This is a genomic window from Actinoplanes sp. NPDC051537 (assembly GCF_055586105.1).
Map to the genome: position 1 here is coordinate 67363 of NZ_JBVJIU010000004.1, position 19419 is coordinate 86781.

Annotated in this window: 19 protein-coding genes; 11 read left to right on the top strand and 8 right to left on the bottom strand. The window is 70.4% G+C overall.

The window, feature by feature from the left end:
* Window positions 1-65 precede the first annotated feature (65 nt).
* Window positions 66-1973, bottom strand: a complete 1908-nt coding sequence (locus ACZ6TB_RS10015; RefSeq protein ID WP_465552676.1) for a glycosyltransferase family 39 protein — start codon at window positions 1971-1973, stop codon at window positions 66-68.
* Between the two features lie 176 nt (window positions 1974-2149).
* Between ACZ6TB_RS10015 and pgi the strand changes: the two genes are divergently transcribed.
* From pgi to ACZ6TB_RS10030, 3 genes are all read left to right on the top strand, one after another.
* Complete coding sequence (pgi, locus tag ACZ6TB_RS10020; RefSeq protein WP_465552678.1) at window positions 2150-3775, top strand: glucose-6-phosphate isomerase; 1626 nt, start codon at window positions 2150-2152, stop codon at window positions 3773-3775.
* A 31-nt stretch (window positions 3776-3806) separates the two neighbouring features.
* Window positions 3807-4883 carry a winged helix DNA-binding domain-containing protein gene (locus ACZ6TB_RS10025; protein ID WP_465552680.1) on the top strand — a complete coding sequence of 359 codons (1077 nt, stop codon included), beginning with the start codon at window positions 3807-3809 and terminating at the stop codon, window positions 4881-4883.
* Between the two features lie 66 nt (window positions 4884-4949).
* Window positions 4950-6338, top strand: coding sequence for a carbohydrate-binding protein (locus tag ACZ6TB_RS10030; protein WP_465552682.1), 1389 nt, complete (start codon window positions 4950-4952; stop codon window positions 6336-6338).
* 49 nt (window positions 6339-6387) lie between these two features.
* Here ACZ6TB_RS10030 and ACZ6TB_RS10035 read toward each other — a convergent pair whose 3' ends face one another.
* Window positions 6388-7230 carry an alpha/beta fold hydrolase gene (locus ACZ6TB_RS10035; RefSeq protein WP_465552684.1) on the bottom strand — a complete coding sequence of 281 codons (843 nt, stop codon included), beginning with the start codon at window positions 7228-7230 and terminating at the stop codon, window positions 6388-6390.
* Between the two features lie 36 nt (window positions 7231-7266).
* Between ACZ6TB_RS10035 and ACZ6TB_RS10040 the strand changes: the two genes are divergently transcribed.
* Complete coding sequence (locus ACZ6TB_RS10040; RefSeq protein ID WP_465552686.1) at window positions 7267-7815, top strand: helix-turn-helix domain-containing protein; 549 nt, start codon at window positions 7267-7269, stop codon at window positions 7813-7815.
* Between the two features lie 27 nt (window positions 7816-7842).
* On the opposite strand, the gene ACZ6TB_RS10045 is transcribed toward ACZ6TB_RS10040, so the two are convergent.
* On the bottom strand, window positions 7843-8808 hold the full coding sequence (locus ACZ6TB_RS10045) for an FAD-dependent oxidoreductase (RefSeq protein WP_465552688.1): 966 nt from the start codon (window positions 8806-8808) through the stop codon (window positions 7843-7845).
* 313 nt (window positions 8809-9121) lie between these two features.
* On the opposite strand from ACZ6TB_RS10045, the gene ACZ6TB_RS10050 reads away from it, so the two are divergent.
* Entirely contained in the window at window positions 9122-10042 is a 921-nt protein-coding gene (locus ACZ6TB_RS10050) for an SCO2521 family protein (protein ID WP_465552690.1), read from the top strand.
* Window positions 10039-10995, top strand: coding sequence for a DUF6879 family protein (locus ACZ6TB_RS10055; protein WP_465552692.1), 957 nt, complete (start codon window positions 10039-10041; stop codon window positions 10993-10995). Before ACZ6TB_RS10050 ends, ACZ6TB_RS10055 begins: the two co-directional genes overlap by 4 nt.
* On the opposite strand, the gene ACZ6TB_RS10060 is transcribed toward ACZ6TB_RS10055, so the two are convergent.
* The 4 genes from ACZ6TB_RS10060 to ACZ6TB_RS10075 are packed head-to-tail and all read right to left on the bottom strand — an operon-like array spanning window position 10980 to window position 15451.
* Window positions 10980-11909, bottom strand: coding sequence for an SCO2522 family protein (locus ACZ6TB_RS10060; protein ID WP_465552694.1), 930 nt, complete (start codon window positions 11907-11909; stop codon window positions 10980-10982). The genes ACZ6TB_RS10055 and ACZ6TB_RS10060 overlap by 16 nt on opposite strands.
* Window positions 11906-12826, bottom strand: coding sequence for an SCO2523 family variant P-loop protein (locus tag ACZ6TB_RS10065; protein WP_465552696.1), 921 nt, complete (start codon window positions 12824-12826; stop codon window positions 11906-11908). The genes ACZ6TB_RS10060 and ACZ6TB_RS10065 overlap by 4 nt, the downstream gene beginning before the upstream one ends.
* Complete coding sequence (locus ACZ6TB_RS10070; protein WP_465552698.1) at window positions 12826-14682, bottom strand: SCO2524 family protein; 1857 nt, start codon at window positions 14680-14682, stop codon at window positions 12826-12828. The genes ACZ6TB_RS10065 and ACZ6TB_RS10070 overlap by 1 nt, the downstream gene beginning before the upstream one ends.
* A 34-nt stretch (window positions 14683-14716) precedes the next feature.
* A complete protein-coding gene (locus ACZ6TB_RS10075) occupies window positions 14717-15451 on the bottom strand; it encodes an SCO2525 family SAM-dependent methyltransferase (RefSeq protein WP_465552700.1) in 735 nt (244 codons plus the stop codon).
* 320 nt (window positions 15452-15771) lie between these two features.
* Between ACZ6TB_RS10075 and ACZ6TB_RS10080 the strand changes: the two genes are divergently transcribed.
* The 4 genes from ACZ6TB_RS10080 (at window position 15772) to ACZ6TB_RS10095 (ending at window position 18218) form a co-directional block, all read left to right on the top strand.
* A complete protein-coding gene (locus tag ACZ6TB_RS10080) occupies window positions 15772-16857 on the top strand; it encodes an LLM class flavin-dependent oxidoreductase (RefSeq protein ID WP_465552702.1) in 1086 nt (361 codons plus the stop codon).
* Window positions 16854-17456 carry a CE1759 family FMN reductase gene (locus ACZ6TB_RS10085; RefSeq protein ID WP_465552704.1) on the top strand — a complete coding sequence of 201 codons (603 nt, stop codon included), beginning with the start codon at window positions 16854-16856 and terminating at the stop codon, window positions 17454-17456. The genes ACZ6TB_RS10080 and ACZ6TB_RS10085 overlap by 4 nt, the downstream gene beginning before the upstream one ends.
* Window positions 17457-17613: 157 nt before the next feature.
* Entirely contained in the window at window positions 17614-17925 is a 312-nt protein-coding gene (locus ACZ6TB_RS10090) for a hypothetical protein (protein ID WP_465552706.1), read from the top strand.
* Window positions 17925-18218 carry a hypothetical protein gene (locus ACZ6TB_RS10095; protein ID WP_465552708.1) on the top strand — a complete coding sequence of 98 codons (294 nt, stop codon included), beginning with the start codon at window positions 17925-17927 and terminating at the stop codon, window positions 18216-18218. Before ACZ6TB_RS10090 ends, ACZ6TB_RS10095 begins: the two co-directional genes overlap by 1 nt.
* Window positions 18219-18222: 4 nt before the next feature.
* Here the strand turns inward: ACZ6TB_RS10095 and ACZ6TB_RS10100 are convergent, their stop codons facing one another.
* A complete protein-coding gene (locus tag ACZ6TB_RS10100; RefSeq protein WP_465552710.1) occupies window positions 18223-18621 on the bottom strand; it encodes a hypothetical protein in 399 nt (132 codons plus the stop codon).
* Between the two features lie 180 nt (window positions 18622-18801).
* Here ACZ6TB_RS10100 and ACZ6TB_RS10105 point away from each other — a divergent pair, with 180 nt between their 5' ends.
* Window positions 18802-19365 (top strand): histidine phosphatase family protein, encoded by a 564-nt coding sequence (locus ACZ6TB_RS10105; protein WP_465552712.1) that lies wholly within the window; start codon window positions 18802-18804, stop codon window positions 19363-19365.
* Window positions 19366-19419: the final 54 nt, after the last annotated feature.

The window sequence follows — 19419 nt, forward strand, 5'->3', positions numbered from 1 at the left end:
CGCGGCGATGCTAACGGAAGGAGCCCCGCGCCTGGTCGGCGCGGGGCTCCGGTATCACTGGGCGGTCAGGTCGTGGTCAGGTCGTAGACCGTCGTGCTGCCGACCGTGGTGGCGGTGTAGTGGGCGGCGACCCACTCGGCGATCTGCGAGGAGTCGGAAGACGAGCCGCCGCCCCCGCCCATGCCGCCGCCCGAGATGAAGTAGTGGATCTGGCCGGCCGCGACGTAGGCCTGGAACTCGGCGAGCGTCGGGCTCGGGTCGCTGCCGTTCCAGCCGCCGAGCGCGATCACCGAGGTGCCGCTGGCGAGCTCGAGGTCGGCCGCCGAGGTGGCGCCGCTGATCGCCGCCGACCATTTGGTGGTGCTGGCCTTCAGCAGGGCGGTCAGCTCGCTGTTGCTGGTCGATCCGCCGCCCGGGCCACCCGTCGCACCCGTTGTCGGGGCCGAACCACCGAAACCGCCCATCTCACCCATGCGGCTCCCACCCGTACCGCCGCCCATGGAAGCGGAAGCCGACGGGCCGGAAGCGGGAATCGAACCGGTGTGGGCCACCGAGGCCGTCGATGCCGCGTAAGCGGCGCCGGAAGCACCGGCCGAGAGAATCGCGGCGACCAGCGCGACCACCGCGAACCGGCGAAGGCGAACGGCCGGCAAGATCAACACCAGCGCCAGGAGTACGCCGAGAGCGAGCGACCCCCATCGCAGACCGGGCAGCCACCCCGCCCGTCCCATCAGCACCGACCCCCAGACGGCGGTCGCCACCAGCATCGAGGCCAGCACCAGCCGGCCCCAGAGCCGAGCGCGGTAGAGCCAGAGGATCCGCCCGCCGATGGCCACGAGCGCGGCGATGGCGGGGGCCAGGGCGACCGTGTAGTACGGGTGGATCGTGCCGCTCATGTAGGAGAACGTGATGCCGGTGACGAGCAGCCAGCCGCCCCACATGACGATCGCGGCCCGGGCCCGGTCGGTGCGCGGCGCGGTGAACGTGCAGGCCAGCACCGCGACCAGGCCGATCAGGGCGGCCGGCAGCAGCCAGGAGATCTCGGTGCCCATCGAGCTGCCGAAGAGCCGGCCGATGCCGGTGGCGCCGCCGAAACCGGTGTTGCCGTTGCCGCCGCCCCCGCCGCCGTTGCCGGTGCCGCCGAAGATCCGGCCGAGGCCGTTGTAGCCGAGCGCGAGCTCCCACAGCGTGTTGTTGGTCGATCCGGCGATGTACGGGCGGGACGACGCGGGCCACAGCGAGACCAGCGCGACGTACCAGCCGGCGGAGACGACCAGGGCGAGGCCGGCGATCAGCAGGTCGCGGACGCGCTTGCCGAGGCCGGTCGGCGCGGCGATCAGGTAGACCAGGGCGAACCCGGGCAGGACCAGGAACGCCTGCATCATCTTGGTGAGGAACCCGAAGCCGAGCAGCACGCCGGTGAGGGCCAGCCACTTCCAGGACGCCTTCTCCACGGCCCGGGTCGTGGCGTACGCGCCGGCGGTCATCAGCAGCACGAGCAGCGCGTCGGGGTTGTCGTAGCGGAACATCAGCACCGCCACCGGGGTCAGCGCGAGCGCGGCCCCGGCCAGCAGACCGGCGTTCTGGCCGAACCAGCGCTTGACCGACGCGTACAGCAGATAGACGCTCGCCACGCCCATCAGCGCCTGCGGGGCCAGGATCGCCCAGCTGTTGACGCCGAAGAGGCGCGCGGAGAGGCCCATCACCCACATGGCGGCGGGCGGCTTGTCGACCGTGATGGCGTTGCCGGCGTCGAGCGAGCCGAACAGCCACGCCTTCCAGCTCTGCGCGCCGGCCTGGGCGGCGGCCGCGTAGAAGCTGTTGCCCCAGCCGGACGCGCTCAGGTCCCACAGGTAGAGGGCCGCGGTGGCGGCGAGCAGGACCAGGACCGGCCATCGGCGGGCGCGGCCCGGCGGGCGCGGTGCTTCGTGGCGCGGCGAAGCCACCGGTGGGCGTTCCATCAAGGTCGTCATGGCTCTTACGGTCGGCCGGGCGGCTACGGCCCGTCTGTGGCCGGCCTGTGCGGTGTCTATGAGCCGCGCGGCGGGTTGCCGGCCGATCCGGGCGGAGGGTTGAACTGATCGGTGACGGGCACCGTTTCATGCCAGGATGAGGATGAGAGTCCGGGTTCGAGCGAGAGACAAGGCCAATGAGCGAACACGTTTCCGACAGCGGCGAGTGGCAGGTCCTGCAGGGCCATGCGGAGAAGTTCTCGGCCGTTCACCTGCGCGACCTGTTCGGCAGCGACCCGGGGCGCGGCGAGCGCCTGACCGCGACCGTCGCCGACCTGACCGTGGACTACAGCAAGAACCTGGTGACCGAGGAGGTCATGACCGCGCTCGTGGCGCTGGCGGCGAAGGCGGGGCTGACCGGGCGCATCGCCGCCATGTTCGCGGGCGAGCACATCAACGTCACCGAGGACCGGGCCGTTCTGCACACGGCGCTGCGCTTACCCCGTACGGCCGAACTCGTGGTTGATGGTCAAGATGTTGTCGCCGAGGTGCACGAGGTCCTCGACCGGATGGGCGCGTTCAGCGACAAGGTGCGCTCGGGTGAGTGGACCGGGCACACGGGGCAGCGCATCAAGACGGTGGTGAACATCGGGATCGGCGGCTCCGACCTGGGGCCCGTCATGGCGTACGAGGCGCTCAAGGCCTTCAAGGCGCCCGAGATCGAGTGCCGGTTCATCTCGAACATCGACCCCACCGATCTGTACGAGAAGACGCACGACCTCGACCCGGCGACCACGCTCTTCATCATCGTGTCGAAGACGTTCGGCACCCAGGAGACGCTGACCAACGCGACCGAGGCCCGCAACTGGCTGCTCGCGTCGCTGAAGGACGACGCCGCGGTGGCCAAGCACTTCGTCGCCGTGAGCACGAACGCCCAGCGCGTGGCCGACTTCGGCATCGACACCGCCAACATGTTCGGCTTCTGGGACTGGGTGGGCGGCCGCTACTCGCTGCCGAGCGCGGTGGGCCTGTCGGTGATGGTGGCGATCGGCAAGGAGCAGTTCGCCGACATGCTCGCCGGCTACCACGCCGTCGACGAGCACTTCCGCACCCAGCCGATCGAGTCGAACGTGCCGGCCCTGCTCGGCCTGATCAACGTCTGGTACGACACGTTCCTGGGCGCGCAGTCGCACGCGATCCTGCCCTACTCGCAGTACCTGCACCGGTTCGCCGCCTACCTCCAGCAGCTGACCATGGAGAGCAACGGCAAGTCGGTGCGCCTGGACGGCAGCCCGGTCAACTTCCAGACCGGCGAGGTCTACTGGGGCGAGCCCGGCACCAACGGGCAGCACGCGTTCTACCAGCTCATCCACCAGGGCACGAAGATGATCCCGGCCGACTTCATCGGCTTCGCGCAGCCCAACCACAACATCGGCGGCATGCACGACCTCTTCATGTCCAACTTCTTCGCGCAGACCGGAGCGCTTGCTTTCGGCCGTACGCTCGAGCAGGTCGAGGCCGAGGGGACCAGCCCTTCGGTGGCGCCGCATCGGGTCATGCAGGGCAACCACCCGACGACCACGATCCTCGCCGACAAGCTGACGCCCTCGATCCTCGGCCAGCTGATCGCCCTCTACGAGCACATCACGTTCACCGAGGGCACCATCTGGCAGATCAACTCGTTCGACCAGTGGGGCGTGGAGCTCGGCAAGGTGATGGCCAACCAGCTGGCGCCCAAGCTGACCGGCTCGACGGCCGAGGCCGACGACGACTCGTCGACGAACAACCTGATCCGCCTCTACCGGGCCGCCCGCGGACGCTGAATCTGTCGTACCCAGGCTCTAGGGTCGTCGCATGGATGGACGGACGGCCCTGGGGCTGCGGCTTTCGAGCCTGCTGTTGCGCGGCAACGCGCCCGCGTCGGTGGGCGAGATCGTGTCGTGGTTCGGCGCGATGCAGTCGCAGGATGCCAACAGCATGCTGTGGTCCCTGGGCGCGCGGCTGCCCGGGTGGACGCTCGGCGACGTCAACGAGGCGCTGGAGAAACGCGAGGTCCTGCGCACCTGGCCGATGCGCGGGACCGTCCACCTCGTGCCCGCGGCCGATGCGCACTGGATGCTCGACCTCATGGGCGTGCGCGTGCTCGCCGGCGGGGAGAAACGCCGGGAGCAGCTGGGGCTCGACGTCGCGACGTCGGACCGGGCGGTCGATCTGCTCGGCGCCGCCCTCGCCGGCGGCGGGCGTCTCACGCGATCCGAGTGCCTGGCGACGCTGAGATCCGGCGGCATCGAGGTGAGCGGTCAGCGGGGCTACCACCTGCTCTGGTACGCGTCACAGCGCGGCGTGACGGCGATCGCTCCCCACGTCGGCAAGGAGCAGACGTTCGTGCTCCTCGACGAGTGGGCGCCGGCGCCGGCCCGGCCGTCCCGGGAGGAAGCGCTCGGAATCATCGCGCTGCGCTACTTCCGCGGTCACGGGCCTGCCACCCGGAAGGACTTCGCGGGCTGGACGGGGCTGACCATGACCGACTGCAAGACCGGGATCGCGGTCGCCGGGGAGGCGCTGTCGGTCGTGGACGTCGACGGGGTCGAGATGATCATGTCGGCGGCCGCGGAGGATCGGGGCGTGGACGGATGGCTCGCGCTGTCCGGGTTCGACGAATACATGCTCGGCTACAAAGACCGGTCGCTGATGGCCTCGCCGGGCGACCTGGCGGCGATCATCCCGGGTGGGAACGGGGTGTTCCAGTCGACTTTGGTGCGCGACGGCCGGGTGGTCGCGACCTGGAAGCGGGTGCTGAGCGCGCGGGGGGTGACGGTGACCGTTCTGCCGCTCGGCCGGCTCACCGCTCGTGATCATCGAGAGATACAGAAAGCCCTTTCCCCGTTCGCTTCGTTCCTGGGGGTGCCGCTGACTGTTAAGAACCCTTGATATTTACGAATGTGAACTCCATGATGTGAGTGTCGTGGGTCACGTTCGTTGATTGAGGGGTGCGCCATGGGCGTCCGTCGTCGGTTGTTAGCGCTGGTCGCAGGGGTGGCGGTGACGGCCGGAGGCGTGGCCGTGGCCATCGCCGGGGAGGGCACGTCGTTCGCGGCGGTGGCCTGTTCGGGCACGGTCTGGGCCGAGGGTGTGACGTATACGGCCGGGCAGCAGGTGACCTACAACGCGCACCTGTACCAGGCGCTCGTGACCCACACGGCCTATGTCGGCGCGGGTTGGAACCCGGCCGCGACGCCGTCGCTGTGGAAGGACCTCGGCGCGTGCACGGGCGGCACGACGACGCCGCCCACGACGGCCCCGACCACGCGCCCGACCACCACGCCGCCGACGACCACACCGACGACGCCGCCGACCACCCGGCCCACGACGCCGCCGACCACCCGGCCCACGACGCCGCCGACCACGCCGCCCACGACGCCGCCGACCGGCTCGACGTGCGCGGTCAAGTCGCGGCCCGGCGGCAAGGTGCTGCAGGGCTACTGGGAGAACTGGGACGGCGCCTCGAACGGCGTGCACCCGGGGCTCGGCTGGATCCCGATCAATGACAGCCGGATGCTTCAGCACGGCTACAACGTGATCGCGGCGGCGTTCCCGGTGATCCGCTCGGACGGCACCGTGCTGTGGGAGAACGGCATGGACGCCGGCGTGAAGGTGTCGACGCCGGCCGAGATGTGCGCGGCCAAGGCGTCCGGCGCCACGATCCTGATGTCGATCGGCGGGGCCGCGGCCGGCATCGACCTGTCGTCCTCGGCGGTGGCCGACCGGTTCGTCGCCACCATCGTGCCGATCCTCAAGCAGTACAACTTCGACGGCATCGACATCGACATCGAGACCGGCCTGACCGGCAGCGGCAGCATCGGCACGCTGTCGGCGTCGCAGTCCAACCTGATCCGGATCATCGACGGGGTGCTGGCCCAGATGCCGTCGAACTTCGGCCTGACCATGGCGCCGGAGACGGCCTATGTCACCGGCGGCAGCGTCACCTACGGCTCGATCTGGGGTTCGTACCTGCCGATCATCAAGAAGTACGTCGACAACGGGCGCCTGTGGTGGCTGAACATGCAGTACTACAACGGCTCGATGTACGGCTGCTCCGGTGACTCGTACTCGGCCGGCACCGTGCAGGGCTTCACGGTGCAGACCCAGTGCCTGAACAACGGTCTCACCATCCAGGGCACGACGATCCGCGTGCCGTACGACAAGCAGGTCCCCGGCCTGCCCGCCCAGTCCGGCGCCGGCGGCGGCTACATGGCGCCGTCCCTGGTCTCCCAGGCCTACAACAGCGTCAGCGCGATCAAGGGCGTGATGACCTGGTCGATCAACTGGGACGGCTCGAAGGGCTGGACCTTCGGCGACAACGTGAAATCCCTCGAGGGCCGCTGACTCTCCACGCCGGGCCGGCGGGTCCTCCGCCGGCCCGGCGAGCGGTTCCCTACCTCAGCTTGGCCAGCAGATCCGAGAGCGCCCCGCGGACGGCGCCGGGCCGCTCGACGTGCGCGAACTGGTGCGTGGCGCCCTCCAGGACGCGGTGCTCGCCGTCGGTGACGGACGCCGCCATCGACGCGTGCAGCTCGCGGATGCCGTCCAGCGCCTTGCGGATCAGCTCGGGCGATCCGAACGAGGACCACGCCGGGTTGCCGGCGCCGGCGGAGAGCACGATCGTGGGCACGTCCGGGAGCGGGCCGCCGCCGCGGACCTCGTCGTAGACCGCGGACTCCAGGTTGGCCGTCTCGTGCAGGGCCGTGCGCCAATCCCGCAGGTGGTAGGCGATCAGCTCCTCGCGCACGCCGGCCGGCCACGCGGCGAGCAGCGACTCATAGGCCTCCCGGGCGGCCGACAGCTGATCCGGCGTGAGGTCGGGCAGCTGCGCGGGGTCGGGCTTCATCCGGTCGTTGAGCGCGGCCGCCTCGGGTGGCAGGTGCGCGAAGAGGTCCTCGTGCCCGGGATCGAGCAGCAGCATGCCGGCCACCGACGCGGGGAACAGCTGCGCGAACCGGCGGGCGTAGACCGCGCCCATCGAGTGCGCGACCAGGACGTGCGGCCCCTCGCCGGCCACCGTCCGCAGCTCGTGAGCCACGTCGAACGCGCTGCGCGGCAACGGGACCGGTGCGCTCCAGCCGGTGCCACCGCGGTCGTAGAGCAGATGCCCGGCCGACGGCACCGACGTCAGATTGAGGAAGTCGAGCCCGACCAGCCCGGCGCCGGGCAGATAGACGACGCTCGGCCCGGGCCCGCCGCTGCGATAGGTGGCCACCCCGCCGACCATTGTTCTCATAGCTGCGAACATTATCAGGTGTGCGAACATAGCGGAATGGACCCGGTCGAGCTTCTCCTTCATCCGGTACGGCTGCGGATCGTGCACGCCCTCTCCGGCGGCCGGACCGTCACCACCGCCCGGCTGTGCGCCCGCATGCCGGATGTCTCGCAGGCCACCGTCTATCGGCACGTGGGGCTGCTCGCCGACGCCGGCATCATCGAGATCGCGGGGGAGCAGCGCGTCCGCGGCTTCGTCGAGCGCAGCTACCGCCTGCGCCCGGCCGCCGCGACCATCGACCCCGCCCGGGCCGCCGCCGCGACCACCGACGACCACCGCCGCATCTTCGCCACCGCAATGGCCGTGCTGATGGCCGAGTTCGGCGCCTACCTCGACAGCGAGGAGGCCGACCCCGCCACCGACCAGGTCGGCTACCGCCAGCACGCGATCTGGCTGACCACAAAGGAGCGCGACACGCTGATCGCGGCCCTGCGCAAGGCGATCGTCCCCGCCATCACCAACGAGCCGGGAAACGGTCGCTCGCCTTACCTGCTGAGCCCGATCCTGTTCCCGATGGCCGACGCGCGGTCGCCCGACGGCGACTGAGAGGGCGGCCGGGGCGAGGGCGGCGGCTCAGGCGCGGCCGAGCAGCCCGAGCACGATGGACACCACATCGTCGGCGCAACCCCAGGACAGCGACACCCCGGCCCCGCTGTGGCCGTAGTTGTGGACGATGTAGCCGTCGCCGAGAGGCTCGTGCTCCAGGCGGATCATCGGGCGGGAGGGGCGGATGCCGCCGCGGTGGCCGAGGATCTCGGCGTTGCGGATCTCGGGAAAGATGTCGCCGCAGCGTTTGACGATGGCCTCGGCCACCAGCGGGTCGGGGTCGGGGTCGGCGATGCCCTCCTCGGCACTGCCGCCCAGCAGCAGGATGTCGCCCTGGGGCAGCAGGTAGATCATCTCGCCGAGCTGCTCGGTGTGCTCGGCGAAGAACTCGCGGTGGCCGGGATTCGCGATCGCCACCAGCTGGCCGCGGATCGGCTTCACCGACGGGTCGGGGACCAGCTCGCGGGCGCCCGCCCCGCTGCAGTTGACCACGATCGGGGCGTCGGCGAAGCCGTCGGCAAGCGACGTCATCCGCGCGCCGAATCGCAGGTCGGCGCCGGGCGCGCGGACCATCGCCTCGAGCGCGGCCAGGTACGGCGGCATGTCGATGATCGGGGCCGTGTAGTGCCAGCCGTGCACGAACCCCTTCGGCAGCTCCGCCGGCGTGCACTCGCGGAACCCGGGCAGGAACCGCGCCCACTCCGGCGACGCCATCGCCTTCCGGGACGCCTCGACGCCGTCGACCAGGCGCACGCCGGGGAAGCCCTCGCGGGCCATCGTGGAGAAAACCTCGTAGCTGCGCGCGGCCCACGCGCCCACGCGGGGGTGCTCGGCGTAGATCGGATCCCAGATCGCGCCGGCGGCGGCCGAGCTGGTCGCGCCGGGGGCGGCCTCGGCGCGGATCCGGACGCGCACGCCCCGCTCGGCCAGTCGCACGCCCGTGGTCAGCCCGGAGACACCGGCGCCGACGACGAGCACATCGGGTCGGTCCATCGTTCGAAGCTAACGGTGATCGATGCTCCGACGCGGGGGCGATGCCACGTGAGGAACGTGAATGTGCGGACAATGCGCACTTCGGCATCGTGGGGTTGAATCACCCGGCCGCCGAGTGCTATGCGCACCGAACGCAAAGGATCGATCACCCACGGTTGCATTCCGAAAGTCTTTGGGGTGGAATCGACACGCTGGCGTCATGCGGGCGGGGACGCGCCGCTGGGGCGCGCGTAGACGGTCATCGACGACCCACCCACCCTCAGGTCCCCGCGCCGTCGACTGATGGGGGGCCCTCGTGCTCATCGTGGGTGAGGTGGACACCGGACTGTTGCGCGGCCGCGACCCGGCCGGCGATGACGGGCAGAGCCTCGTCCGGCTCGTGGCGGGTGAGCGGGTGCTGGTCTCCACCCGGCCACGGTCCTATGTGCGCTCCCCGGAGCGGCCGGTCGGCGTCGACTGTGCACTGGGGGGAAACCAGGTGCGGGGAATCGGCACGGCGCTGCAGCGCGCGGCGATCACCGACAACGAGGTGGTGCAGGGATCGGCGTACGCGCAGATCGTCTCCTCCGACCACACCGCCCGGCGTCCGTGGTCCCACTACCTCGCCCGCCCCGGCCGGATCGAGACCATCGGCCGCCCGAAATGGGACGACATCGCCGACGCGCTGGCCTCGACCGGACGGTCCCGCACGACGCTCGACCTGGGCGCCGTCGCCCAGCGCGCCACCAACGAGGTGCAGGGCGCCACGAACGGCGGCGCCGAGGAGTTCCGGGCGGCGCGGTCGCGGCTGAAGTGGGTGGCGGAGAGCGGCGGCGACGGGATCTCGAAGGTTCGCTTCGAGGTCCACGACCGCAAGGTGCGGCTGCTGCGCTTCCGGATCGGCGACGACGCCGGTGAGGCCGACCCCGGCCACGACCCCGGCCGGCTGGCCGCGGTCTGCGAGGACGTAGCGCTGCACGACTGGCTGCTCGGCACGCTGATCGAGAACGTCCGCAAGGCCGCGATCGGCCTGGTTCCGCGCGGCGACACGCTGAGACGGCTGGGGCCGGCCATCGACCGCCTGCTGCACCTGTGGATGCCCGCCGCCCGCGCCGACGAGCTCACCGAGACGATGTGGACGGTGCTGGAGCGCGGGGCCGGGTTCAGCCGGCAGTGGACGACGCTGGCCACGCGCGTCCGCGACCAGTTCTCGGTCGCGCTGGCCGAGTCCCTGTCCGCGGCGACCCGCCGGTGAGCGCCGAGGTGCGGGCGGCCAACGCCCGCGAGAGCGTGGTGAAGACGGCGCTGCTCACGGTCGCCTCCGGCGGCGTGACGTTCCTGGTCACCAACGGGCTCGACCAGCCGCAGGCGATCTGCATCATCCTGTCGATCCTGATCGGTGGCATCGCGCTGATGGTCCGCTTCCTGGTCGACTTCGAGAATCGGCTGGCCGCGGTCGAGCAGCTCGAGCGGGACGGGATGGCGGACATGAAGAAGCTGGTCGGCGACGCGTTCTCGGAGATCAGCGAGGCGACCGCCCTGTTCGGGCTGATCGAGGCGTCGGCGCTGCAGACCGACCTGGTCACCCAGCTGGTGCGCAACTCGACCAACATCTCGCCGGACTCGCCGCCGATCGTCTACAAGTTCGTCCAGAACAAGATCAAGGAGATGTCGGACTTCCTCAAGCAGCTCGCCGAGGGCGGCACGGTCACCTACTACGGCGAGGACCGGGACTGGCTGCTCGGCCTCACCCGCACCGCGACCGCGAGCGTCGACGCGATCAGCCTGGCCGCCGTCGACCACGACCTGTGGCACAGCGAGATCGGGCAGCGCTACCTGGACGCGCAGCGGCGGGCGGCCCGCGACGGCCGGCGGGTGCGGCGGATCTTCGTGCTGGAGACGCCGGACATGGAGCACGATCCGGAGCTGCGCCGCGCGTACCAGGAACAGCGGTCCATGATGATCGAGGTGCGGCTGCTGGACCGGATGGCGGTGCCGACCCCGCTGCAGGTCCAGGTGCGCGATCTCATCCTGTTCGACGACATCCTGGCGTACGAGACGACACCCACCACCACCGATCCGAGCAAGGCCCAGGTCGCCGAGACCCGGCTCGTGCTCACCGAGGGCCGGGTCAAGGAGTGCTCGCAGCTGTTCCGCGAGCTGTGGGACGTCTCGCGGGAGCTGAGCCCGGTTCAGACGAACAGGTAGTCGATCCGCTCGGTCGCCTCGGCGGGCAGCCGCAGTCCCTCGTCGGCGGCGCGGGCCAGCACCTGGCCCGACACCAGGGGGTCGATCCCGACCTGGTTCAGGATCGTGCGTACGGCATGCTCGATCGCCAGAAAACGCCGATCAAGAACGTTGAAGGTCCGGTACGCCCGGAGCGCCGCCGCCTTCGGGTTGAGCTGGACGATCGCCGGCATCTCGTCCCATTCCGGCGGCAGCTCCTGGGCCGGGACGAGCACCGGCGACGCGACCGGCTCGCCCAGGTTGCGCAGCAGCCCGAGCCGCTGGAGCTGCCAGACCGCGGCCAGGAACGGGCACGACCACTTCCGGCCGCCCGGCTCCTCGCTCCACAGCTCGACGTCCACGAAGATCGAGTGGTTGCGGACGGCGTTCTCCCGCGGCGGCGCCCACTGGCGCGGCGCCGACATCGCCGAGGCGGCCGTCGACGGCGACCGCTCGCCGTTGGTCAGCCAGCCCGACACGCTGGCCGGCGGCCGGCCCCCGTTGGCGCCCGGCGGCGGCTCGTCCACGATGTGCGCCTGCACCAGCGCGGCCAGGTCGAGATCGCCGATCCGGGCGCAGCCGGACTCGCGGGCCACGTAGTCGATCTCGACGTCGGCCGCGGCGGCGGCCTCGACCAGCGCCGGCACCACCTCGCGCGGCGACGAGAAGCGGGTGAAGTAGTCGTCGATCAAAAAGCACGTGCTGATCCGCGGGCGCGCCACCGTGACCTGCTCGGTCGCCACCCGGGCCCAGGGCGCCACCCGCCGGAAGTGGTCGTGCAGCCGGTCCGGGCCGAGCTTGTAGTCGTCCATGTAGAGGTGGCCGAGCTCGATCGACAGGTGGGAGAGGGCGACCGACCGGACCGCGGGAACCGCGCTCAGCTCGGTGAACGTCACAGACCCTCCCACGCGCTCTCGTCGACGATCTTCTTGGCCAGCTCCTCGAGGGCGTTGACGGTCCGCTCGTTGGCCGTCCGGTACATCCACACGTCGTCGTTGGACAGCAACTGCTCCTGCCACTGGAGAACCGGGTCCAGCGGCACCTCGCCGAGCAGCTTCGCCTGACCGACGCCACTGCGGCTGGCCAGCTCCTGCAGGCGGCGGTTGCACACGTCGAGCCACGCGAGCTGCTCGGGCCGGAGCCCGGCCTGCTCCGGCGCCGACGGGTCGAGCACCGCCGTACGGACGAACCTGATGTTCTCGGAGAGCTCGGCCTTGACGTGACCCTTCTGCTCGCCGGTCTCGAGGATGCCCTGCGGCCCCTGCACCAGGCTGCTCGCCGCGATGATGTGCTGCCGGGTCCACCGGTGGAAGACGATCCAGCGGGCCAGCACCCGGTCCTTCATGGCCGCCGACGCCGTCGCCTCGAGCACGATCTCGGTGGCGTAGGAACGCCCGGCGCTCAGGTCGACGAGCACCAGGTCGTACTCCTCGTCCAGGCGCAGCAGCAGCTCGGTGCAGCGGTCGACGATGCCCGGCCCCGAGCTGAACTCGCCCCGGCCGCGATCGCCCGGCAGCAGGGTCAGCTCGCCGGTGCCGCCCGGCCGCGACCGCAGCGCCTCCCGCTGCGACGACGCCCAGATGTTGATCTCGCGCGGCTCGGTCTCGCCGTCGATCAGGTAGCTGTGCAGGCCGCCGCCCGCGACCCCGGCCAGCGCGTCGGGCAGGTCGAAGATCGCGCCGGCGGTCGGCGAGCCGAAGTCGAAGTCGAGGTAGCAGGCGTCCTTGCCGCCGAGCGCGAACCGGTAGGCCAGGTTGCAGGACGTGACCGATCGGCCCGTGCCGCCTTTGTCGGACGTTGCGAAGATCAACATCACGTCACCCCGCTGTCGGCGCGGCGGGCGGCCGAGAGGCGGTCGAGCCGGCGCAGCACCTCTTCGGCGAGCGCCACCGCCACGCCGGGACGGCCCGGTCGCACCGTACGGGCCCGGCGCAGCTCGGTGCCGATCCGTTCCAGCTCGATCCGCAGCGCCTCGCCCCGGGTCGTGGTGCCGTTGAGCAGCTCCCGGTCGTAGAGGTACTCCGCCTCGTTCAGCAGGTCCTCGGCGACCCGGCCGAGCAGGTCGCTCGGCGGCGACGGCTCCTGGATCATCTGGGCGGCGGTGACCAGGCAGTCGACCACGCGCTTGGTGTAGTACCAGGACACCTCGCCGCGATCGTCGTCGGCCCCGGCCAGGTAGGTGAACGCGCCGGCCGGCCGGTCCCACAGCCCGCGGTCCTCGCCGTCGGTGATCAGCCGGGACCGCACGTGGTCCCAGATCGCGTTGGACAGCTCGATGAGCCGGCTGCGGGCCACGCCGTCGGTGAGCATCTGGGCCAGGTTGAGCGTGCGGCGGAACAGCACCGGCGAGATGTCGGCGACCGTCCACGCCAGCGTCGGCCCGCCCACGTCCTCGCTGCCCTCCAGCGGGAAGTGCAGGCCGGGGTAGTGGACCTGGATCGCGCTCTCGGGCTCGGTCGAGCGCCGGGTGATCCGGCTGCGGTTGGCCAGCTCCTCGAGCACGGCCGCGACCCGGCGGCGCTCGGCGTCCGACGTGCGGGCGACCTGCATGTTCTGCATGACCATGCCGCTGATCAGCATGGTGAAGTAATCGAACTCGATGCCGTCGGTGGTCCGCCAGGGCATGTCCTCCAGCGGCCAGCGCCCGGCGCCGAAGGTGGCGATCGTCGCCCAGTAGGACCGGGTCAGCTCGAAGCGCAGCTGCAGCGACTGGGAGAGACGGGCCTGCTCGGGGTCGAGCAGGCCGAGCAGCCGGGTGCGCTCGGAGGAGAGCGCCTGGATGGCGTCCAGGGCCACGGTGGTGAAGTACAGGTAGGGCGCGTTCTGCGCGACGCCGGGCTTCTGCACGCCCACGCCGGCGTCGGTCTGGATCTCCGGGGCGTCCCGCACGACGCCCCACGACCAGCCACACTCGAAGAGCCGGTTGGGGTTGTCGAGCTCGCTGCCCTCGGCGGCGCCGGAACCGATGGTGACATCGTCGCGGAGCCGGGCGTTGATCTCCCGGAGCGCCTCGCGCAACTCGTCGACCACCTGCGGGATCGGGCGTTGCTCCTGATTGACCGTACGGATGAGCTCGCGGCCGAAGTCGCTGTCGGCCGAGAAGACGTTGACCGCGAAACTGCGCAGCAGCCCGGTCATCGCCGCCGACAGCCGCACGTTCGCCTTCTGCTCCAGCTGGGTGACCTGCTCGATCAGCACCGGGCGGGTGATCACCTGCCGGAAGATCTTGGTGAAGCCCACGATCGCGAGCATCAGCGTGATCGAGATGGAGAACGAGTCCACCACGTCCAGGTCGCGCTGGGCCTGCTTGATCTCCTCGCCGTCGATCTCGGAGCGGAAGTAGCCGCTGCCGGAGAAGACGGGCGTGCCGTCGGGGGCCGTGTACCGGTCGATGTAGTCGGTCAGCGCGCGGATCAGGCGTACCGGAATCTGCCGGTTGTCGCCCAGGCCGCGCAGCTTCTCGAGGACGTCGCTCGCGACGGCGTCGGGCCGGTCGAGCCGGAACAGCGGAATCGCCGTGGCCGGGGCCATGATGCACAGAAGCTGTTCCGCGTCGGAGATCGAGTTGCCGCCGTCGCGGCCGTCAGGAATCCACTCGCCGTCGCGATAGGACACTCGGGCGGTCGCCTGCCAGATATCGAGCAGTTGTTGCCGCGGCTGGATCTGCATAGGTGTGCCGTCACCTACCCGTCCGTGGGCTGTGCTACCTCTTCCATCCAGTCGCCACGATCATGCCGCTGTAACCATCGCGGAGCCCGTGGCTCTCCACCATCTCAATCTGATGGATGTGCGCCACCGGGGCAAGACACTCGGCCACGTCCTTTTCGGTGACAGCACAGGCGGGGAAGAAGTCGTCGCCCACCGAGTAGCCCTTGGACTCGCGCATGAACGCCGCCGCGAACGGCCCCCACGGCCGCAGCGACCCGACGAAGTGGCGGGTGGCGCGCTCGAACTCGTCCTTGCGGGTGGTGATCGACTCGGCCACGAAGAACATCGTGCCGAGGTCGTACTGCCCGGGGCGGAGCTGGAAGACGTTGCCGGGGGTGACCCGGGCGAGTCCGCCGAGGACGTCGAGCGGGTCGCGGAACCCGTGGTACGCCGGGCGGCCGCGCGCGATGCGCTCCCAGAACTCGCGCCACGAGTCCTGCGGCTTCTCCAGCGAGGTCGACAGCCAGGCGCGGTTGGTGAAGCTTCGCTCGAAGAGGGTGACGCTCGACGAGTACGGCATCATGGTCAGCGCCGGGTAGAGGTTGGTGCCCGAGCCGACGTCGATCGCGTGACCCAGCACCTTGCGCGGCCCGTGCGCCTTGAAGAAGTTCGCGACGATGTCGATGATGCGGGCGTCGTCGCCCCGCAGGCGCGCGTAGTTGTGCAGGTAGTAGTCGGCCGAGTCGAACGAGTCCCACGGCGCGTCGTCGTTCGTGACAGGGGGCTTCACCGCCCCTCTCAACGCAACGCTTCCGGTCACGGAGACTCCTCCAGCACAGGCTTCTTCACTCTACGTGTTCCTCTAGTCACTGCGCATCAGCCGTTCGGCGCAAGGAACGAGGACGAAGATTAGGACATGGTCCCCCGTTTCGCACTAGTCCACACGTGCGATTCCCGTTTTTGGCCACATCCAGTTAAAGGAGCGCACCCGGTCCGGCGACGCTCGATCGGGTGTGACCCGCGCCGCAGCGCAGATCCTTTAATTTTGAAATACTTCTCCGGCCGGGCGCGTTGTGGCGGCCAGAACCACGAAGCCAGAGGGAGCGGGCCATGCAGTTCGGGATCTTCAGCGTCAGCGACATCACCACCGACCCGACCACGGGCCACACGCCGAGCGAGCACGAGCGCATCACGAACATCGTCACCATCGCCAAGCACGCCGAGGAGGTCGGTCTCGACGTCTTCGCGCTGGGCGAGCACCACAACGAGCCGTTCTTCTCGTCCTCGCCGACGACCACGCTGGCCTACCTCGCCGCCCAGACCTCCTCGCTGCTGCTGAGCACGGCCACCACGCTGATCACCACCAACGACCCGGTGAAGATCGCCGAGGACTACGCGATGCTGCAGCACCTCTCCGGCGGCCGCGTCGACCTGATGATGGGCCGCGGCAACACCGGGCCGGTCTACCCGTGGTTCGGCAAGGACATCCGGGCCGGCATCCCGCTGGCGATCGAGAACTACGCGCTGCTGCACCGGCTGTGGCGCGAGCACACCGTCGACTGGCAGGGCAAGTTCCGCACGCCGCTGCAGGGCTTCACCTCGACCCCGCGCCCGCTCGACGACGTCCCGCCGTTCGTCTGGCACGGCTCGATCCGCAGCCCCGAGATCGCCGAGCAGGCCGCCTACTACGGCGACGGCTTCTTCGCCAATCACATCTTCTGGCCGGCGTCGCACACCCAGCGCATGATCGAGCTCTACCGCTCGCGCTGGGCGCACTACGGCCACGGCGACCCCGACCAGGCCATCGTCGGCCTCGGCGGCCAGGTCTTCATGCGCAAGAACAGCCAGGACGCGGTGAACGAGTTCCGGCCGTACTTCGACAACGCGCCCGTCTACGGTCACGGACCGTCGATGGAGGACTTCACCCGGGAGACGCCGCTGACCGTCGGCAGCCCGCAGCAGGTCATCGACCGCACGCTCGGCTTCCGCGAGTACGTGGGCGACTACCAGCGCCAGCTGTTCCTGATGGACCACGCCGGGCTGCCGCTCAAGACCGTCCTCGAGCAGCTCGACCTGCTCGGCGAGGAGGTCGTGCCGGTGCTGCGCAAGGAGTTCGCGGCGCTCAAGCCGGCCCACGTCCCCGACGCTCCCACCCACGAGTCCCTGCTCGCTTCGAAGGCTCAGGTAAAGGCATGAACACGCGCACTCTCGTCGTCATCTCGGCCGGCCTCAGTCAGCCGTCGTCCACCCGCCTGCTCGCCGACCAGCTGTCGGCGGCGGCGGTGGCCGCCTTCCCCATGGACGTGCGCGTCATCGAGCTGCGCGAGCTGGCTCACGACATCGCGAACAACCTGCTCACCGGCTTCCCGCCGGCCGCGCTCAAGGAGGCGGTGGACGCCGTCGCGGCGGCCGACGCGGTGATCGCGGTGACGCCCATCTTCACGGCCAGTTACAGCGGCCTGTTCAAGTCCTTCGTCGACGTTCTCGACAAGGACGCGCTGGCCGGCAAGCCGGTGCTGATCGCGGCGACGGCCGGCACGGCCCGGCACTCGCTCGCCCTCGAGCACGCGTTGCGGCCGCTCTTCGCGTACCTGCGCGCGGTGGTCATCCCGACCGCCGTCTTCGCGGCCAGCGACGACTGGGGCGCCGACTCGGCCGAGGGCACGCTCCGGTCGCGCGTCACCCGGGCGGCGGACGAGCTGGCCCGCGAGCTCGAGCGGCGCGATCCGGTAACGGTGAGTGACCCCTTCGCTCTCCAGGTCAACTTCGAGGACCTTTTGCCCGTACGGGATTGAGCCTTTGTCCGACCTGCCCGGACATCGACTCGGCTGAACGGCCGACCACGATGTCGATCAACCCGACCGCGATGGGGCTGCGAGGGTGATGCACCTGAGGCTGGTGATCCCTACGGTCTGGTCAGGAGCTTTAACTGACCGGCAACGGGGAGTTCACGTGACCGCCCTCGACACCCTCCAGGAAGCCCTCGAAGAGACCACCGCCGTCGCGGCCGACTATCAGGTGCCCGAGCACCGGGTGCGCGTCCACGAGGAACGTGTCCGCGAGATGGCTGTCCGCGACGGCTTCCTGCCTGCCACCATGCAGCGGACCATCCTGGACGTCGCCGCGCAGCACCACGCCGAGTGCGACCGCCCGAACTGCCGCACCTGCGACACGATCCGTTACGGACTGACCACGACCCTGGCCGCCCTGCGCGTGGCGATCGCCGCCGAGCGCGCCCCCCGCCTGGTCCGGCGGGCCAGCTGATGGGCCTCGACGACGCCCTGCGCCGGATCGCGACCCTCACCGAGCAGTACGAGGTGAACGACCGCGTCGTCGCCATCTTCACCGACCAGGTGACCAGCGCCCCCGAGACGGAACGCCCCGCCGTCGCCCAGCACCTGCTCCTCGACATGGTCCTGGTGGCGGCCAGCACCCACCGGCGCACCTGCCCCGGCTTCTGCCCCACCTGCAAGACCTTCCAGACCGCGATAGCCCAGGCGGCCGGCGTCGTCCGGGCCGAGGCCGACCAGCGCCTCAACGCGATGCTCGCGGCCTGACCGATCAGCTGGACTGCTCGGTGGCGTGCGCGGCGCGCATCAGGGGGACCACGTTCAGCGGCGTCAGATAGGGCTGCAACCGGCGTACGTAGCCCGCCTGCGCCAGCACCGTGGCGCGCAGCTCGATCAGCGTGCTGGCGTCGCTGCGGACGTTGGCGGGCGTGCCCAGCGCGGCGCCCAGCACCAGCGCCGGGAGCTTGGCCGTGAAGCGGACCGTGCCGATGTCCTTGGCGACGATCGTCGTCACCGCGCGCTCGGCCGGGTCGAACATTATCTGGTAGTTCAGGCTCTCGCCCGAGTACCGGATCAGCGACGGACCGGCTCCGGCGGGACCGGACAGCCCGAACTCCGACACCAGGAAGCGGAACGCCCGCTCCACCTCGGCCTCGAACGATTTCACCACGCTTGCGCCCACGATGACCCCCGATCCGCCGGAAGCCTTCCGGTCGCCTGACGACCACCGGATTAGATCGACAAAAGCAGATGGACTGGCCGCGCGCAACGGGTCCGGTGTGACGATCTTGACGCGGTTTCGCCGGGCACATCCGAAGCGGCGCGGGGCGCGGCACGGTAGAAAGAAGACATGGCGGAGATCGTGCTGATCCGGCACGGGCAGACCGAGTGGAGCGCGACGGGGCGGCACACGTCGTACACCGACCTCGACCTGACCGTGGAAGGCGAACGGCAGGCGCGCGTGGCCGGCGAGCGGCTGGCCGGGCGCGGCTTCGCCGCGGTCATCTCGAGCCCGCGCCGGCGGGCCCTGCACACCGCGGAGCTGGCCGGGCTGACCGTGACCGAGACCTCGGAGGACCTGGCCGAGTGGAACTACGGCCGGTACGAGGGCATCACCACCGCGACCATCCGCGAGACCGACCCGGGCTGGTCGCTGTGGACCGACGGCGCGCCCGGCGGGGAGTCGCCGGACGAGGTCGGCGCGCGGCTCGACCGGGTGCTCGCACACGCGTCGAGCTTCCTCGACCGCGGCGACGTCGCGCTGATCGCGCACGGCCACTCGCTGCGGGTGGCGGGCGCCCGCTGGATCGGCCTGCCGGCGAGCGGCGGCGGCAAGCTCAAGCTGGGCACGGCGACGCTGTCCACGCTCGGCTTCGAGCACGGCAACCAGGTCATCGACTCCTGGAACGCCTGACGTTCGGCGCGGTTCCTTCCGGCCGGGCACTTCCGCTGCGCGTACGGATGAGGA

Excerpts from the sequence above, each read along its gene's own strand:
- ACZ6TB_RS10105 (WP_465552712.1), top strand. The coding sequence starts at position 18,802 with ATGGCGGAGATCGTGCTGATCCGGCACGGGCAGACCGAGTGGAGCGCG.
- ACZ6TB_RS10045 (WP_465552688.1), bottom strand. The coding sequence starts at position 8,808 with ATGGACCGACCCGATGTGCTCGTCGTCGGCGCCGGTGTCTCCGGGCTG.
- ACZ6TB_RS10070 (WP_465552698.1), bottom strand. The coding sequence starts at position 14,682 with ATGCAGATCCAGCCGCGGCAACAACTGCTCGATATCTGGCAGGCGACC.
- pgi (WP_465552678.1), top strand. The coding sequence starts at position 2,150 with ATGAGCGAACACGTTTCCGACAGCGGCGAGTGGCAGGTCCTGCAGGGC.
- ACZ6TB_RS10095 (WP_465552708.1), top strand. The coding sequence starts at position 17,925 with ATGGGCCTCGACGACGCCCTGCGCCGGATCGCGACCCTCACCGAGCAG.
- ACZ6TB_RS10035 (WP_465552684.1), bottom strand. The coding sequence starts at position 7,230 with ATGAGAACAATGGTCGGCGGGGTGGCCACCTATCGCAGCGGCGGGCCC.
- ACZ6TB_RS10065 (WP_465552696.1), bottom strand. The coding sequence starts at position 12,826 with ATGTTGATCTTCGCAACGTCCGACAAAGGCGGCACGGGCCGATCGGTC.
- ACZ6TB_RS10040 (WP_465552686.1), top strand. The coding sequence starts at position 7,267 with ATGGACCCGGTCGAGCTTCTCCTTCATCCGGTACGGCTGCGGATCGTG.
- ACZ6TB_RS10025 (WP_465552680.1), top strand. The coding sequence starts at position 3,807 with ATGGATGGACGGACGGCCCTGGGGCTGCGGCTTTCGAGCCTGCTGTTG.
- ACZ6TB_RS10085 (WP_465552704.1), top strand. The coding sequence starts at position 16,854 with ATGAACACGCGCACTCTCGTCGTCATCTCGGCCGGCCTCAGTCAGCCG.
- ACZ6TB_RS10015 (WP_465552676.1), bottom strand. The coding sequence starts at position 1,973 with ATGACGACCTTGATGGAACGCCCACCGGTGGCTTCGCCGCGCCACGAA.
- ACZ6TB_RS10030 (WP_465552682.1), top strand. The coding sequence starts at position 4,950 with ATGGGCGTCCGTCGTCGGTTGTTAGCGCTGGTCGCAGGGGTGGCGGTG.
- ACZ6TB_RS10080 (WP_465552702.1), top strand. The coding sequence starts at position 15,772 with ATGCAGTTCGGGATCTTCAGCGTCAGCGACATCACCACCGACCCGACC.